Consider the following 13,111-nt stretch of genomic DNA (forward strand, 5'->3'; position numbering starts at 1 on the left):
CTCCCTGGACGGGCGCAACGCGCGCCCGAGCGGGAAGCTAGGGGCGAAATAAGGCAGCTTTGCGAATCCTCAGCGCGCCTTGCCCTCGAAGGTCAGCAGCCAGAAATCGGGCACCGCGCCGATCCGCAGCGGCAGGCCGCTGGTGCCGATTCCTGCGGTGACCAGCACGTCGCGGCCGGGTTCGCGAATCAGCCCGCAGACATAGCGCAGGCCATAGTTGGACGAGGCGGTGATCGGCCCGATCAGCGGCGGCACGATCTGGCCGCAATGGGTATGGCCCGCCAGCACCAACGGATAGCGGGCAGGGAGCGTAGGCGCGATGTCGGGCGTGTGGCTCAGCACCACGGTGGGGCCGGGCAGCGCCCGCGCGGCGCGATCGAGGCGGTTCTCCCGGTATTTGCCATGGTAGAGATCGTCCGCCCCGGCGATCGTCAGCGCCCCCCGGCGCACCGCGTCGTTGCGCAGCACGGTGATGCCCTGTTTCTTCAGCCAGGGCGGGAGGTCGGTCTTGTCGAATCGCCCATAATCATGGTTGCCGAGCACCGCGATCACGCCATAGCGTGCGCGCAGTGCGGCGAGCGGGGCGGTCGCCTCCTCCGCGTCATAGACCCGCGTCGTCACGCGGCGATACTGCTCGATGTCGCCGGCGATCAGCACCAGGTCCGGCCGCAGCGCGTTGACTTGGCCGACGATGCGCGCCAGCCGCGACGGCGGCGTCTCGGGGCCGGCCACGTGCAGGTCGCTGATCAGCACTACCCGCATCGGCGCGGCGCCCTTGGGCCAGTCGCGCACGTGGATGGTCAGCCGGCGCACGACGGGATCGCGCATCGCCGTCCAGAGGCCGAAGCCAAGCATGCCGACGAGCAGCAGGACCAGCGCGAGCAGGCAGAGGAGGAAACGCTTCATGCCCCGGCCCTAGAGTATGGCGGGCGCTTTTCGTACCCCGCTCGGCCGCGATTCGGCGGTGGATGTCGGCGGCCGGTCGTGGCACGCATGCGGGCATGCGGATGATCGGACTGATCGGCGGGATGAGCTGGGAAAGCTCGGCGGAATATTACCGCATCCTCAACCAGGGCGTGCGCGATCGGCTGGGGCGGACCGCTTCGGCACGCTGCCTGCTCTGGTCGTTCGACTTTTCCGAGATCGAGGCGCTGCAGCATCGCGGCGACTGGGATGCGCTGGGCGACCGGCTGGTGGAAGCGGCGCGGCGGCTGGAGGCGAGCGGTGCCGAGGGACTGCTGATCTGCACCAACACGATGCACCGGCTGGCGGCGCAGGTGGAGGCCGCGGTCGAGATCCCGCTGCTGCACATCGCCGATCCCACTGCCGCGCGCGTCAAGGCGGCCAGCTTCGGTACGGTCGGGCTGCTCGGCACCGCCTTCACCATGGAACAGCCCTTCTACAAGGATCGGCTGGCAGCGCGGCACGGGTTACGCGTGCTCGTCCCCGACGCGGCGGATCGCGCCACCGTGCACCGGGTGATCTACGAGGAACTGGTTGCCGGCAGGATCGTCCCCGAATCGCGCGCCGCCTATCGCGCGATCATCGAGCGGCTGGCGGCGGCGGGAGCCGAGGCGGTGATCCTCGGTTGCACCGAGATCATGCTGCTGATCGGCGCGGAGGACAGCCCGGTGCCGGTGTTCGACACGACCGCGCTCCATGCCGCCGCGGCAGTCGACTGGGTGCTGGCGTCGCCGAACGATCGAGCGGTGGCGACCAAGGGCTAGCGCCATCCGCCGCGCGCACCCATCTAGCCGCGCATGCGCGCTTTTGCCGACCTGCTCGACCGGCTGATCTACACCCGCTCGCGTAATGCCAAGCTCCGCCTGATCGGCGACTATCTGCGCGTGACGCCCGATCCCGATCGCGGCTGGGCGATGGCGGCACTGACCGGCGCGCTCGATCTCCCGGCGGTGAAGCCGGCGCTGCTCCGCGCGATGATTGAGTCGCGGGTCGATCCGGTGCTGTACGGCATGAGCCGCGACTTCGTCGGCGATTCGGCGGAGACGATCGCGCTGCTCTGGCCCGAGCCCGCCGTGCCGCCGCCCGAGAGCGCGCCGCTCACCCTTTCGCAGATAGTGTCGACGCTCGGCGCGCTCTCCCGCTCCGACGCGCCTGCGGTGCTCGCGGCGATGCTCGACCGGCTCGAGGCCGACGAGCGCTATGCGCTGCTCAAGCTGGCGACCGGCGCGCTGCGCGTCGGGATCTCGGCGCGGCTGGCCAAGACCGCGCTCGCCCAGGCCTTCGGGCTCGACGTCGACGCGGTGGAGGAGGTGTGGCACGGGCTGCACCCGCCCTATGCCGTGCTCTTCGACTGGGCGGAGGGTCGCGCCGAGCAGCCGCGCGTCGAGGATGTGCCGGTATTCCGCCCGTTCATGCTCGCCCACCCGCTGGAAGAGACGCAGGTCAGCCTCGCCGACTATGCCGCGGAATGGAAATGGGACGGCATTCGCGTGCAGCTCGTCCATGCCGGCGGTGAGACCCGGCTCTATAGCCGCGCGGGCGACGACATCACCCGCAGCTTCCCCGAAGTGGCGGCGGCGTTCGCGACGCCGGGCGTGCTCGACGGCGAGCTGTTGGTGCGCGGCGAGGTGCAGGGCGGCGAGGCGGGCAGCTTCAACGCGCTCCAGCAGCGGCTGGGGCGCAAGGTCGTCTCCGCCAAGACGCTGGCGGCGTTCCCGGCGTTCGTGCGGCTGTACGACATCCTGTTCGACGGGACCGAGGACGTCCGCGAGCAGCCTTGGCACGCACGCCGCGCCCGGCTGGAGGGGTTCGTGCTCGGCCTCGATGCCGAACGCTTCGACATCTCCGCCGTCATTGATGCCGTCGAGTTCGCCGCGCTCGAGGAAATCCGCGCCGGTGCGCGCGATGCGGCGATCGAAGGGGTGATGCTCAAGCGCCGCGATTCGCCCTATGTCGCTGGCCGCCGGGTGGGGCTGTGGTACAAATGGAAGCGCGATCCGCTCACCGCGGATTGCGTGCTGATGTACGCGCAGCGTGGCTCGGGCAAGCGCAGCAGCTTCTATTCGGACTTCACCTTCGGCGCCTGGACCGAAACCGGCGAGCTGCTCCCCGTGGGCAAAGCCTATTTCGGCTTCACCGACGAGGAGCTCAAATGGCTCGATCGGCATGTGCGCACGCATACGGTGAACCGCTTCGGCCCGGTTCGCGAGACCGACAAGTCGCTGGTGCTCGAAGTCGCGTTCGATTCGATCCACGAATCGAAGCGACACAAATCGGGGCTGGCGATGCGCTTCCCGCGAATCGCCCGTATCCGCACCGACAAGCCCGTCGCCGAGGCAGACACCATTGCGGGTCTCCGCCGCATGGTGACCTGAGGGGACAAATTTCTTGGGGGCCGCCCGGGGGAGGCTGGCGGGCCCCTGTACCGCTTCGTACGAGCGGGCATGGGCATGGGGGACGCATCGCCGCATCCGCGCGACGACAACGCGCTGACCGAGCGCGAGAAGACGACGCTTCGGCTGTTGCTCGCCGGGCACGACGCCAAGTCGATCGCGCGCGAACTCGAGCTTTCGGTGCACACCGTCAACGAGCGGCTGCGCGATGCGCGGCGCAAGCTGGGCGTGGCCAGCAGCCGCGAAGCCGCGCGAAGGCTGGCCGCAAGCTAGGCGGCGGACTCCCAAAAGCTGGGGGACGCGCCGTTCGGGGTGTCGCCGGCACCGGCATCCATGGCTTCTCCCGATCTGCCAGCTGCCCGGCCGCAACCATTGCCCCGGCTCGCCTGGCTCAGTGGAGGAATGCTCATCATGTCGCTGCTCATTGCCGCCGTCGCCGCCGTCGTGCTGCACGCCCCGCCAGCTCCGGCGCCGCAGGCGACCGTTGCTGCGCCGGCCGCCGAGAACGCGCCCGCCAGCCTCGATGCCGCCCTGGCCTGGGTGGCGCTGGTCGACCAGGGCAAATGGCATGAAAGCTGGCAGGCCGCTGCCGGCATGTTCCGCGCCCAGGTTTCCGACGCGCGCTGGGCCGAGATGGTGACGCCGGTCCGAAAGCCGCTGGGCGCGGTGGTTTCGCGCACGTTCGAATCGGTGCTCAAGAGCAAGACGCCGCCCGGGGCGCCCGATGGCGACTATGAAATCCTGAAGTTCCAAACCGCCTTCGCGGACCGACGCGAGTCGGTCGAGACGGTCATGCTCGTGCGGGAAGGCAGCGGCTGGCGCGTGGTCGGGTACTTCATTCGCTGACCGGCGCGCGGGCGCGATTGGACAAGCGCACGCCCGCAACGATAAGACCCTTGGGGAACCGCCTGCACGTCCGCGTCTGCGGTTCGGCGGGGCCGTTCCCCGAGGAGATGTAATGCGGACCAGATCGGGCTTCGAATCCGCGGCATTGTCGGAGCGCTTCAGCGGGCGCGATGCCTTGCTGCGCCGTGTCGCGGGCGATGCGCCCGAAGCCTGGGTTCGCGAGGTTGCCGAGCATACCGCACGCCAAAGCGAGATCTTCGTCGAGCTGATCAACAAATGTCCGTTCGGCATCTATCTCGTCGACGATGCGCTGACGATCGTCGCCATGAACGAGCGGAGCCAGGAGGGCGCGTTTCGGAACGTACGGCCGGTGATCGGCCGTTCGTTCGAGGAAGCGATGCGCATCCTGTGGCCGGTGACGGTGGCGGAGGAGATCGTCGGCCATTTTCGCCATACGCTGGAGACCGGCGAACCCTACCGCTCGAACGCCTTCGTCGAGCCCCGCGCGGATGTCGACCATGTCGAAGGCTATGAGTGGGAACTCCATTCCGCCCGGTTGCCGGGGGGTGGGCGGGGTGTGATCTGCTATTATTTCGATTCCACCGAACTGCGCGATGCGCAACGCGCATTGGTCGAGGCCGCGCGGCGCCAGCGCCTACTGATCGACGAGCTCAACCACCGCGTGAAGAACATGCTGTCGGTCGTGCAGTCGCTTGCGCGGCAGACGATCGGCCGCAGCCCCGATCCCGCCGCGGCCCAGCTGGCGTTCGAGGGACGGCTGGGGGCCCTTGCCCGCGCGCACGACACGCTGACGCGGGTGCATTGGGAAAAGGCCGAGCTGGCCGAGGTAGTCGCGGGCGCGTTCGATTCGTGCGGCGTCGCCGACCGGGTGCGCATCGGCGGACCGACGATCTGGCTCGATTCGCGCATCGCGGTGACGGTGGCGATGGCGCTGCACGAGCTTTCCACCAACGCGATCAAATATGGCGCGCTGTCGACCGAGTCCGGCGCAGTTGATTTTACCTGGCGAGTGGAGAAGGGGGCGCAGCGACTCCTTCTGGAATGGCGCGAGCGGGGCGGTCCTGCGGTGACTCCACCTACCCGGCGCGGTTTCGGCACGCGCATGCTCGAGCGCGCGTTGGCCGGCGACCTCAAGGCGCAGGTGCGGCTCGATTTCGCGCCGGAAGGGCTGGTCTGCACGATCGAGGCGACGGCACCGGCCTTGTTCGACGAGTCGGCGGTGCCCGGCGACGGGATCGCCTAAGCGCCGACGAGGTGCGACTCCGCGCCGCGCACTTCGGCAAGAAACGGCGTGACGACGTCGAGAACCCGGGCGACCGTCGCCGCCTTCTCGCCGACCGGCGCGACATAGTGGATCGCCTCGCGCGCCGCGGCGAGGGAGCCGCCGCGCGCGAGCATCCAGGCGGCGAGATATTGCGAGGCCAGGCAGCCGCCCGCGGTAGCGACATTGCCATGCGCGACGAAGGGCGCGTCGAGCACCTCGACACCGGCCTCGATCACCCAGGGCTTGGTGGTGAGATCGGTGCAGGCGGGCAGGGTGCCGATCAGGCCGAGCTTGGCGAGCAGCAGCGTGCCCGAACATTGCGCGCCGATCAGCTGCCGCGCCGGGTCGAGCCGGAGCTGGGCGAGCAAGTCGGCGTCCACAGCGATGTCGCGGGTCTTGCTGCCGCTGCCGATGATCACGGCATCGGCCTCCACCGCGAAGGAGAGCGGGCGCTGGCGGCGGATCGTCACGCCGTTGAGCGAGGTCACTTCTTCGGTCGGGCAGGTGATGTGCGCAGCCCAGCCTTGGGCACGCATCCGGTTGAGGATCGCCGCCGCGACCAAGCTGTCCAGCTCGTTGAACCCGTCGAAGGTCAGTACCGCAATCTGCACGCGCGAATCTCCCGCTGCCGTCTCGCCAAACAAAAAGGCCGAGCGTTGCCGCCCGGCCTCTTCGATCCGTCAGTAGCCGGAAAGGCTTACTGCTGCGGCGAAAGGTTCACCGCCGCGTACTTGCCGCGACGATCGACCTCCAGCTCGAACTCGAGCCGGTCGCCTTCGTTGAGCGTCGGCATGCCGGCGCGCTCGACGGCCGAGATGTGCACGAACGCATCGGGCTGCCCGTCATCGCGCTGGATGAAGCCGAAGCCCTTCATCGCGTTGAAGAACTTGACCGTGCCGGTAGCCTTCTCGCCGGTCAGCTGGCGCTGCGGGCCGCCACGCGGCGCACCGCGATCGCCGCCGAAGCCGCCTGCACCCTGCTCGCGCGGGGCGCGTTCGACGACTTCCATCGGCTCGCCGTCGATCTTCAGCGTGGTCGCCGAGATGCGGCCACCGCGATCGACGAGCGTGAAACCGAGCGGCTGGCCTTCCGCCAGCGCGGTCAGGCCCGCCTGCTCGACGGCCGAGATGTGCACGAACACGTCTTCGCCGCCGTCATCGCGGACGATGAAGCCGAAGCCCTTTTGCGCGTTGAAGAACTTCACCACGCCGGTGCCTTCGCCGATCACCTGCGGGGGCATGCCGCCACCGCCGCCGCCGCGGAAACCACCACCGCCGCCGCCGCCGCCGAAGCCGCCACCGCGGAAGCCGCCGCCGCCGCCGCCACCGAAGCCGCCACCGCCGCCGCCGAAGCCGCCGCGACCACCGCCACCAAAGCCGCCGCGATCTTCGAAGCCGCCGCCGAAGCCGCCGCCGCCGAAGTTATCGTCGCCGAAACCATCGCGCTTGTCCCTGCCGCGCCCACCGCGCTCGCCGCGACGTCCTCTATCGAAACTCATGCCCTGTTCGTCTTCCCGGTTCGCCCTCAAACTACCAATCAAAACCGAGCGCCGGACGAAAAACGCAGGTCTTACGGCACTAACGTAGTGCCACACGGCAGGTCATACCCCAAAAAAATCGGGTGCGCGAACGAAAATCGCGCGCATGGCTGCTTTGCGGCAGGAAAGTGTCCGCCGTGCCACGCTAGGGGCGCTTCCAGGGTGCGAGGCGTGCTGTTTTCGAGACCAGTTGGATCCAGCCAGCCGGCCGGAGGCGGGCGCTTTATCCATTCGAATCGCAAATTGCAAAGCCGTGCAGGCACGGCAAAGCATTGAGGTGCGGCGCCAACCCCGCTACGCGGACGCGATGACCGTCCATTTCCACGAAGAAGATCTGCCGGAAGGCGTATTCGCACCCGGCGCCGCGATCGCCGTCGACACCGAGACGATGGGCCTGATCACCCCGCGCGACCGACTGTGCCTGGTCCAGCTGTCGGACGGCTCGGGCGACGAGCATCTGGTGCGCTTCGGCCCGCAGTCCAACTATGCCGCGCCGAACCTGCGCGCGGTGCTGGCCGATCCGGAGCGGCTCAAGCTCTATCACTTCGCCCGATTCGATCTGGCGGCGATCCGCTTCTATCTCGGCGTCACCGCCGGGCCGGTATACTGCACCAAGATCGCCTCGCGGCTGGTGCGCACCTATACCGATCGCCACGGCCTCAAGGATCTGGCGCGCGAGCTGGTCGGTGCCGATATCTCGAAGCAGCAGCAATCGTCCGATTGGGGCGGCCCGGACCTGTCCGACGCACAGCGCGACTATGCGGCGTCCGACGTGCGCTTCCTCCACGCGATGAAGGTCGAGCTCGACAAGCGACTCGAGCGCGAAGGCCGCGCGGAAATGGCACAGGCCTGTTTCGACTTCCTCCCCTGGCGCGCCGAGCTCGACATCGCCGGCTGGCCCGAGGTGGACATCTTCGCCCATGCGTGATTGCAGGGATCGAGTGGTTGTCTCGGCCGTTTCGGCTCCCCACAAGGGAGCCTATGTCTGAGATCGCCGCCCGATTGACCACGCAGAAGCGCGCCTGGGCCCATCCCGGGAGCAGTCACGATCGTTCCGTTCGGATCGCGCTGGTGCTGCTGCCGATCCTCATCGGCGCACTCGCGGCGTTCCTCGTCAGCGCGCCCTTGTTCATGGGCGGCGACGTTAGCTTCGTGCTCGACAAGAAGAAGGTGGCGATGTCGCCCGAGCGGCTGCTGACGTCCGCCGCCGACTACCGCGGCGAGGATTCGAAGGGCCGCCAGTTCGAGCTGCATGCAGGCTCGGCGGTGCAGCGCAACTCGGCCGAGCCGGTGGTGCAGCTGAACCAGCTGAGCGCCCGGCTGAACCTCAGCGACGGTCCGGCGACGCTGGTCGCCAACAAGGGCCGCTACATGCTCAACACCGATCAGATGCTGATCGACGGGCCGATTCGCTTCCAGACGAGCGACGGCTATATCCTCAACACCAACGACGCGACGATCGACCTGAAGACGCGCCAGCTGGAAAGCGGCGGGGCGGTGACCGGCAACACGCCCACCGGCACCTTCCGCGCCGATCATCTGCGCGCCGATCTCGACAAGAGGTTGATCACCCTCGAAGGCAATGCGCACTTGCGGATGACGCCGAAGCCGGCAAGGAGGCCCTGATGACTCGCGCTTTCGCTCCGCTCGCCCTCGGGCTGCCGCTGCTGCTCGCCACCGTACCCGCCGCTGCGCAGGCCCGGCACGATTCGAATGCGCCGATCGACTTCGATGCGAAGAACATCCAGCTCGACGACAAGGCCAGCCGGGCGATCCTGAGCGGCAACGTCGTCATCAAGCAGTCGGACATGACGCTGCGGGCGGCGCGGGTGACCGTGGCCTATAGCGGCAGCGCGCTCAATGGCTCGCCCCAGGCCTCGCGGCTCGATGCGTCGGGCGGGGTGACGGTGCAGCGGCCGAACCAGACCGCGCGTTCCAGCTATGCGGTGTATGACGTCGATCGGCGGATCATCACGATGATCGGCAACGTCACGCTGCAGCAGGCGGGGTCCAACGTCGCCAATGCGGCGGGCCCGCGGCTGACGATCAACCTCGACACCAGCCGCGCTACCTTCGGCGGATCGACGGCGGGCCCGAGCACCCAGAATTCTGGCGGCCGCGTGACCGGCCGCTTCTCCGTGCCCAATCGCGACGCGCCGAAGCAGTAAGCCGGGCAATGCCACGGTACGCCGTGCACTGTCTTCCCTTCGCGCGCGTTATCATGCAGGAACCTTGCCAAGCGGCCGCGCGCTTGGCGGCGACCCTCACAGCGTTTACCTTGCAGGAGCCGTCATGACCGACGTCGCCATCGCCGCCCCCGAAAGCTCCGCCCCCGATCCCGTGCCGCTGCCCGATCGCGGCCTCGCGGTCGTCTCGATCGCCAAGTCGTATGACAAGCGCGCGGTGCTGACCGACGTTTCGGTGTCGGTGGGGCGCGGGGAAGTGGTGGGTCTGCTCGGGCCGAACGGCGCGGGCAAGACGACCTGCTTCTATTCGGTGATGGGGCTGGTGAAGCCGGACAGCGGCCGCATCATGCTCGACGGCGAGGACATCACCCGCCTGCCGATGTACCGCCGCGCGATCCTCGGCCTCGGTTATCTGCCGCAGGAAACCTCGATCTTCCGCGGCCTGAGCGTCGAGAAGAACATCGCCGCGGTGCTCGAACTCGCGGAGCCCGACCGCACGGTGCGCGAGGCAAGGCTCGAGGAACTGCTCGACGAGTTCGGCCTCACCCGCTTGCGCACCTCGCCGGCGATGGCGCTGTCGGGCGGCGAGCGGCGCCGCGCCGAAATCGCCCGTGCATTGGCGGCCAACCCGACGATCATCCTGCTCGACGAGCCGTTCGCCGGCATCGACCCGATCTCGATCAGCGACATTCGCGACTTGGTGAAGCAGCTCAAGCAGCGCGGCATCGGCGTGCTGATCACCGACCACAACGTTCGTGAGACGCTCGAAATCGTCGATCGCGGCTATATCATCTATGACGGCCGCGTGCTGTTCGCCGGTTCGCCCGACGATCTGGTGCGCGACGAGAATGTCCGCCGCCTCTATCTCGGCGAGAGCTTCTCGCTCTGATGCGATGAGTCTCGCGCCACGCCTCGATCTGCGCCAGTCGCAATCGCTGGTGATGACGCCGCAGCTCCAGCAGGCGATCAAGCTGCTGGCGCTGTCGAATCTCGAGATCGAGACCTTCATCGCCGAGGAGGTCGAGCGCAACCCGCTGCTCGACGCGCAGGGCGGGGACGACGGTGGCCCGCCCGAGCCTATGGACAGCAGCGAAGATTTCGAGCCGCGCGACGGCCCTGCCGATACGAGCGAACTTATCCTCGGCGGCGGCGAAGCGAGCGGGGAAGCTGCGCTCGACGTCGATCTTGCGACCGAAGCCTTCCACCATGATTCGGCCAGCGACATGATCGGCGGGCTGGATGGCGGCCTGGGCATGAACGGCGTGAGCGGCGGCGGATCGGAGGACGGGCCTGATCTGGACAGCCTTGGCACCAGCGACCTCAGCCTCGCTGATCATCTGCTGGCGCAGACGGGCTCGAGCGTCTCGGGTCCCGACCTGTTCATCGCCCAGCATCTGATCGACCAGATCGACGAGTGCGGCTATCTCACCGTGCCGCTGCGCGAGATCGCCGAACGGCTGGGCGTGCCGCTCGCCCGCGTCGAGGAGGTGCTGGGCGTGATCCAGACCTTCGATCCCACCGGCGTGGGCGCGCGCGACCTCGCCGAATGTCTCGCGCTCCAGGCCAAGGAGGCCGATCGCTACGATCCGTGCATGGCGCGCCTGATCGACAATCTCGAACTGGTCGCGCGCGGCGACCTCGCGCGGCTGCGGCGGATCTGCAATGTCGACGACGAGGATCTCGCCGACATGATCCGCGAACTGCGCAATTACGATCCCAAGCCCGGCTGCCGCTATGGCGGCGATCCCGTGCCGGCGGTGACGCCCGATATCTTCGTCGCGCGGCGCGGCACTGGCTGGGCGGTGGAGATCAACGCGGCGACGCTGCCCCGGCTGCTGGTCAACCGCGCCTATTATGCCGAGGTTTCGGGCGGCAAGCAGGACAAGGCGAGCAAGGCCTGGCTGACGGACATGCTCGCCAGCGCCAACTGGCTGGTCAAGGCGCTCGACCAGCGCCAGCGTACGATCATCAAGGTGGCGAGCGAGATTGTGAAGCAGCAGGAGGGCTTCTTCCTCAAGGGTGTCGCGCACCTCCGCCCGCTGACGCTGCGCCAGGTGGCCGACGCGATCGAGATGCATGAATCGACCGTCAGCCGGGTGACCAGCAACAAATATCTCAGCTGCGCGCGTGGTCTCTTCGAACTGAAATATTTCTTCACTAGCGCGATCCAGTCGGCGGATGGCGGCGAGGCGGTGTCGGCCGAGGCGGTGAAGAGCGCGATCAAGGCGCTGATCGCCGCCGAGGACCCGAAGAAAATTCTTTCGGACGACACGCTCGTGGAAATGCTCAATGCGAAGGGCTTCGATATCGCCCGCCGCACGGTCGCGAAATATCGCGAGGCGATGGGCATTGGCAGCTCGGTGCAACGCCGACGCCAGAAGGCACTCGAAGGAGCGGGTTGATGATGCGGGTTTGGGGTGTGGTGGCGGCGCTTGCCGCGATGCTGGCGTGCGTGCCGGCGCTGGCGCAGGGTGCGCCCGAACTGACGGTGATGAGCCTCAACATCCGCATGCCCAGCGACGGCGACGGCGCCAACCTGTGGGAGAAGCGCCGCGACCTCACCGTCGCGACGATCCGCGCGGCGGCCCCGGACCTGATCGGCACGCAGGAGCTGTTCCAGCGCCAGGGCGACGATGTCGTGAAGGCACTGCCGCAGTACAGCTGGTTCGGCACCGACCGGTTCGGTGGCCACAAGGACGAGCATATGGGGATCTTCTACCGGCGCGACCGGCTGAAGATCGTAGAGCAGGGCCAGTTCTGGCTTTCCGACACGCCGGAGGTGCCGGGCAGCATTACCTGGGGCCATCCGCTGCCGCGCATGGTGAACTGGGCGACGTTCGAAACCCGCGACGGCCACCGCTTCCGCTTCTACGACACGCATTTCCCCTATCGCGACGAGGACGAGGCTGCCCGGACCCGCGGTGCGCAGCTGCTGTCCGATCGGATCGCGGCGGGTCCGAAGGATCTGCCGGTGATCGTCACCGGCGACTTCAACACCACCGCCGACAGGCCCGCGCATGGCGTGCTGACCAAGGCGCTCGCCGACGCCTGGCTGGGCGGGGCGCCGCGTCAGGGGCCCGATTTCACCTTCCATGGCTTCACCGGCAAGGGCGATCGCCGAATCGACTGGATCCTGACGCGCGGCTTCGCGGTCGAGCGGATCGCGACGGTCGATACGCATCGCGGCGAGGTGTACCCGAGCGACCATTATCCGGTCGTCGCCCGGGTTCGCTTCGCGCGCTGAGCGGGCTCAGCCGCCGGGGCGCAGGCCGCCTTCCACCAGCATCATCGTGATGCTGCCCATGTCGGTATATTGCAGCACCCCGGCGAGCGTGCCGACCACGTTCGGGTCCTGCGCCAGGTCCATCAGCGCGACGCGCCCGAGCGCGGTGAAGCTGTTCTGCAGCGCGCCGGGATCGCGCTTCATCCGGTCCATCGCCTCCGCGCGGCAGTCGCGGGTGACGAGGCGGGTGATCAGCTGACCGGCCTGCTGGCTGGCCTGGACGCGGCGACCTTCGTCGACCTTGACCATGTCGCGCACCGCGGCGCTCTGCGCGACGGCGGCAAACACCCAGCGGATCAGCACGTCGCGATCGGCGCGGCTGGTGCGCGCGCGGAGGCACTCGCCGAACGGGTCGCGCGCCTGCGCCTGCGCGGAGGCGGGGGCGAGGAACGAAGCGAAGGCCGCAGCGGCGGCGAGGAGCGGGCGAATCGTCATGGGGCTCCAGTAGGAAAGCGCCGCGGCAAGATCACGGCAGAAGTGGAAGGCTATCGCGACCCACCCGCCGTCATCCCGGCGAAAGCCGGGATCCATTGGGGCCTCCGGATCGGCTCCTGCTGTGAGCGAGAGGCGACTGGATCCCGGCTTTCGCCGGGATGACGGAGGAGAGGCAGCAGGCGG

At 68.3% G+C, this 13,111-nt stretch carries 15 protein-coding genes; 11 read left to right on the forward strand and 4 right to left on the reverse strand.

The genetic code is table 11. The features are described 5' to 3' along the window. Positions 1-69 precede the first annotated feature (69 nt). Positions 70-906, reverse strand: a complete 837-nt coding sequence (locus GGR89_RS11460; RefSeq protein ID WP_125976883.1) for a metallophosphoesterase — start codon at positions 904-906, stop codon at positions 70-72. 95 nt (positions 907-1,001) lie between these two features. Between GGR89_RS11460 and GGR89_RS11465 the strand changes: the two genes are divergently transcribed. The 5 genes from GGR89_RS11465 to GGR89_RS11480 all read left to right on the forward strand — a co-directional run bounded on the left by GGR89_RS11465 (position 1,002) and on the right by GGR89_RS11480 (position 5,466). Further along, positions 1,002-1,727, forward strand: a complete 726-nt coding sequence (locus GGR89_RS11465; protein WP_125976882.1) for an aspartate/glutamate racemase family protein — start codon at positions 1,002-1,004, stop codon at positions 1,725-1,727. A 33-nt stretch (positions 1,728-1,760) separates the two neighbouring features. After that, a complete protein-coding gene (locus GGR89_RS11470) occupies positions 1,761-3,338 on the forward strand; it encodes a cisplatin damage response ATP-dependent DNA ligase (RefSeq protein WP_125976881.1) in 1,578 nt (525 codons plus the stop codon). Positions 3,339-3,407: 69 nt separating this feature from the next. Beyond that, positions 3,408-3,629 (forward strand): helix-turn-helix domain-containing protein, encoded by a 222-nt coding sequence (locus GGR89_RS22035; protein ID WP_206431263.1) that lies wholly within the window; start codon positions 3,408-3,410, stop codon positions 3,627-3,629. Between the two features lie 138 nt (positions 3,630-3,767). Beyond that, entirely contained in the window at positions 3,768-4,202 is a 435-nt protein-coding gene (locus GGR89_RS22040) for a DUF4019 domain-containing protein (RefSeq protein WP_206431262.1), read from the forward strand. Positions 4,203-4,314: 112 nt separating this feature from the next. After that, positions 4,315-5,466 carry a sensor histidine kinase gene (locus GGR89_RS11480; RefSeq protein WP_125976880.1) on the forward strand — a complete coding sequence of 384 codons (1,152 nt, stop codon included), beginning with the start codon at positions 4,315-4,317 and terminating at the stop codon, positions 5,464-5,466. Here the strand turns inward: GGR89_RS11480 and GGR89_RS11485 are convergent. Beyond that, positions 5,463-6,098, reverse strand: coding sequence for a DJ-1/PfpI family protein (locus GGR89_RS11485; RefSeq protein WP_125976879.1), 636 nt, complete (start codon positions 6,096-6,098; stop codon positions 5,463-5,465). The genes GGR89_RS11480 and GGR89_RS11485 overlap by 4 nt on opposite strands. A gap of 86 nt (positions 6,099-6,184) precedes the next feature. Further along, the gene (locus GGR89_RS22675; RefSeq protein ID WP_125976878.1) at positions 6,185-6,985 is read right to left on the reverse strand and encodes a cold-shock protein; all 801 of its coding nucleotides are present in this window, start codon (positions 6,983-6,985) and stop codon (positions 6,185-6,187) included. 346 nt (positions 6,986-7,331) lie between these two features. On the opposite strand from GGR89_RS22675, the gene GGR89_RS11495 reads away from it, so the two are divergent. The 6 genes from GGR89_RS11495 (at position 7,332) to GGR89_RS11520 (ending at position 12,454) form a co-directional block, all read left to right on the forward strand. Continuing rightward, complete coding sequence (locus GGR89_RS11495; protein ID WP_125976877.1) at positions 7,332-7,952, forward strand: ribonuclease D; 621 nt, start codon at positions 7,332-7,334, stop codon at positions 7,950-7,952. 53 nt (positions 7,953-8,005) lie between these two features. Then, positions 8,006-8,650, forward strand: coding sequence for an LPS export ABC transporter periplasmic protein LptC (lptC, locus tag GGR89_RS11500; RefSeq protein ID WP_125976876.1), 645 nt, complete (start codon positions 8,006-8,008; stop codon positions 8,648-8,650). After that, positions 8,650-9,192, forward strand: coding sequence for an LptA/OstA family protein (locus GGR89_RS11505; protein WP_125976875.1), 543 nt, complete (start codon positions 8,650-8,652; stop codon positions 9,190-9,192). The genes lptC and GGR89_RS11505 overlap by 1 nt, the downstream gene beginning before the upstream one ends. A 124-nt stretch (positions 9,193-9,316) precedes the next feature. Beyond that, positions 9,317-10,099, forward strand: coding sequence for an LPS export ABC transporter ATP-binding protein (lptB, locus tag GGR89_RS11510; RefSeq protein WP_125976874.1), 783 nt, complete (start codon positions 9,317-9,319; stop codon positions 10,097-10,099). 4 nt (positions 10,100-10,103) lie between these two features. After that, positions 10,104-11,612: an RNA polymerase factor sigma-54 gene (gene rpoN, locus GGR89_RS11515; protein WP_125976873.1), complete on the forward strand. Its 1,509-nt coding sequence runs from the start codon at positions 10,104-10,106 to the stop codon at positions 11,610-11,612. Further along, the gene (locus tag GGR89_RS11520) at positions 11,612-12,454 is read left to right on the forward strand and encodes an endonuclease/exonuclease/phosphatase family protein (protein WP_206434316.1); all 843 of its coding nucleotides are present in this window, start codon (positions 11,612-11,614) and stop codon (positions 12,452-12,454) included. Before rpoN ends, GGR89_RS11520 begins: the two co-directional genes overlap by 1 nt. 6 nt (positions 12,455-12,460) lie before the next feature. Here GGR89_RS11520 and GGR89_RS11525 read toward each other — a convergent pair whose 3' ends face one another. Further along, positions 12,461-12,928 carry a hypothetical protein gene (locus tag GGR89_RS11525; protein WP_125976872.1) on the reverse strand — a complete coding sequence of 156 codons (468 nt, stop codon included), beginning with the start codon at positions 12,926-12,928 and terminating at the stop codon, positions 12,461-12,463. Between the last annotated feature and the right edge of the window lie 183 nt (positions 12,929-13,111).

Source organism: Sphingomonas trueperi (assembly GCF_011927635.1).
Classification (GTDB): Bacteria; Pseudomonadota; Alphaproteobacteria; order Sphingomonadales; family Sphingomonadaceae; genus Sphingomonas; species Sphingomonas trueperi.

Bases quoted from the DNA above. Each gene is read 5' to 3' on its own strand.
- GGR89_RS11460 (WP_125976883.1), bottom strand. From the start codon at position 906: ATGAAGCGTTTCCTCCTCTGCCTGCTCGCGCTGGTCCTGCTGCTCGTC.
- GGR89_RS11465 (WP_125976882.1), top strand. From the start codon at position 1,002: ATGCGGATGATCGGACTGATCGGCGGGATGAGCTGGGAAAGCTCGGCG.
- GGR89_RS11470 (WP_125976881.1), top strand. From the start codon at position 1,761: ATGCGCGCTTTTGCCGACCTGCTCGACCGGCTGATCTACACCCGCTCG.
- GGR89_RS22035 (WP_206431263.1), top strand. From the start codon at position 3,408: ATGGGCATGGGGGACGCATCGCCGCATCCGCGCGACGACAACGCGCTG.
- GGR89_RS22040 (WP_206431262.1), top strand. From the start codon at position 3,768: ATGTCGCTGCTCATTGCCGCCGTCGCCGCCGTCGTGCTGCACGCCCCG.
- GGR89_RS11480 (WP_125976880.1), top strand. From the start codon at position 4,315: ATGCGGACCAGATCGGGCTTCGAATCCGCGGCATTGTCGGAGCGCTTC.
- GGR89_RS22675 (WP_125976878.1), bottom strand. From the start codon at position 6,985: ATGAGTTTCGATAGAGGACGTCGCGGCGAGCGCGGTGGGCGCGGCAGG.
- GGR89_RS11495 (WP_125976877.1), top strand. From the start codon at position 7,332: ATGACCGTCCATTTCCACGAAGAAGATCTGCCGGAAGGCGTATTCGCA.
- lptC (WP_125976876.1), top strand. From the start codon at position 8,006: ATGTCTGAGATCGCCGCCCGATTGACCACGCAGAAGCGCGCCTGGGCC.
- GGR89_RS11505 (WP_125976875.1), top strand. From the start codon at position 8,650: ATGACTCGCGCTTTCGCTCCGCTCGCCCTCGGGCTGCCGCTGCTGCTC.
- lptB (WP_125976874.1), top strand. From the start codon at position 9,317: ATGACCGACGTCGCCATCGCCGCCCCCGAAAGCTCCGCCCCCGATCCC.
- rpoN (WP_125976873.1), top strand. From the start codon at position 10,104: ATGAGTCTCGCGCCACGCCTCGATCTGCGCCAGTCGCAATCGCTGGTG.
- GGR89_RS11520 (WP_206434316.1), top strand. From the start codon at position 11,612: ATGATGCGGGTTTGGGGTGTGGTGGCGGCGCTTGCCGCGATGCTGGCG.
- GGR89_RS11525 (WP_125976872.1), bottom strand. From the start codon at position 12,928: ATGACGATTCGCCCGCTCCTCGCCGCCGCTGCGGCCTTCGCTTCGTTC.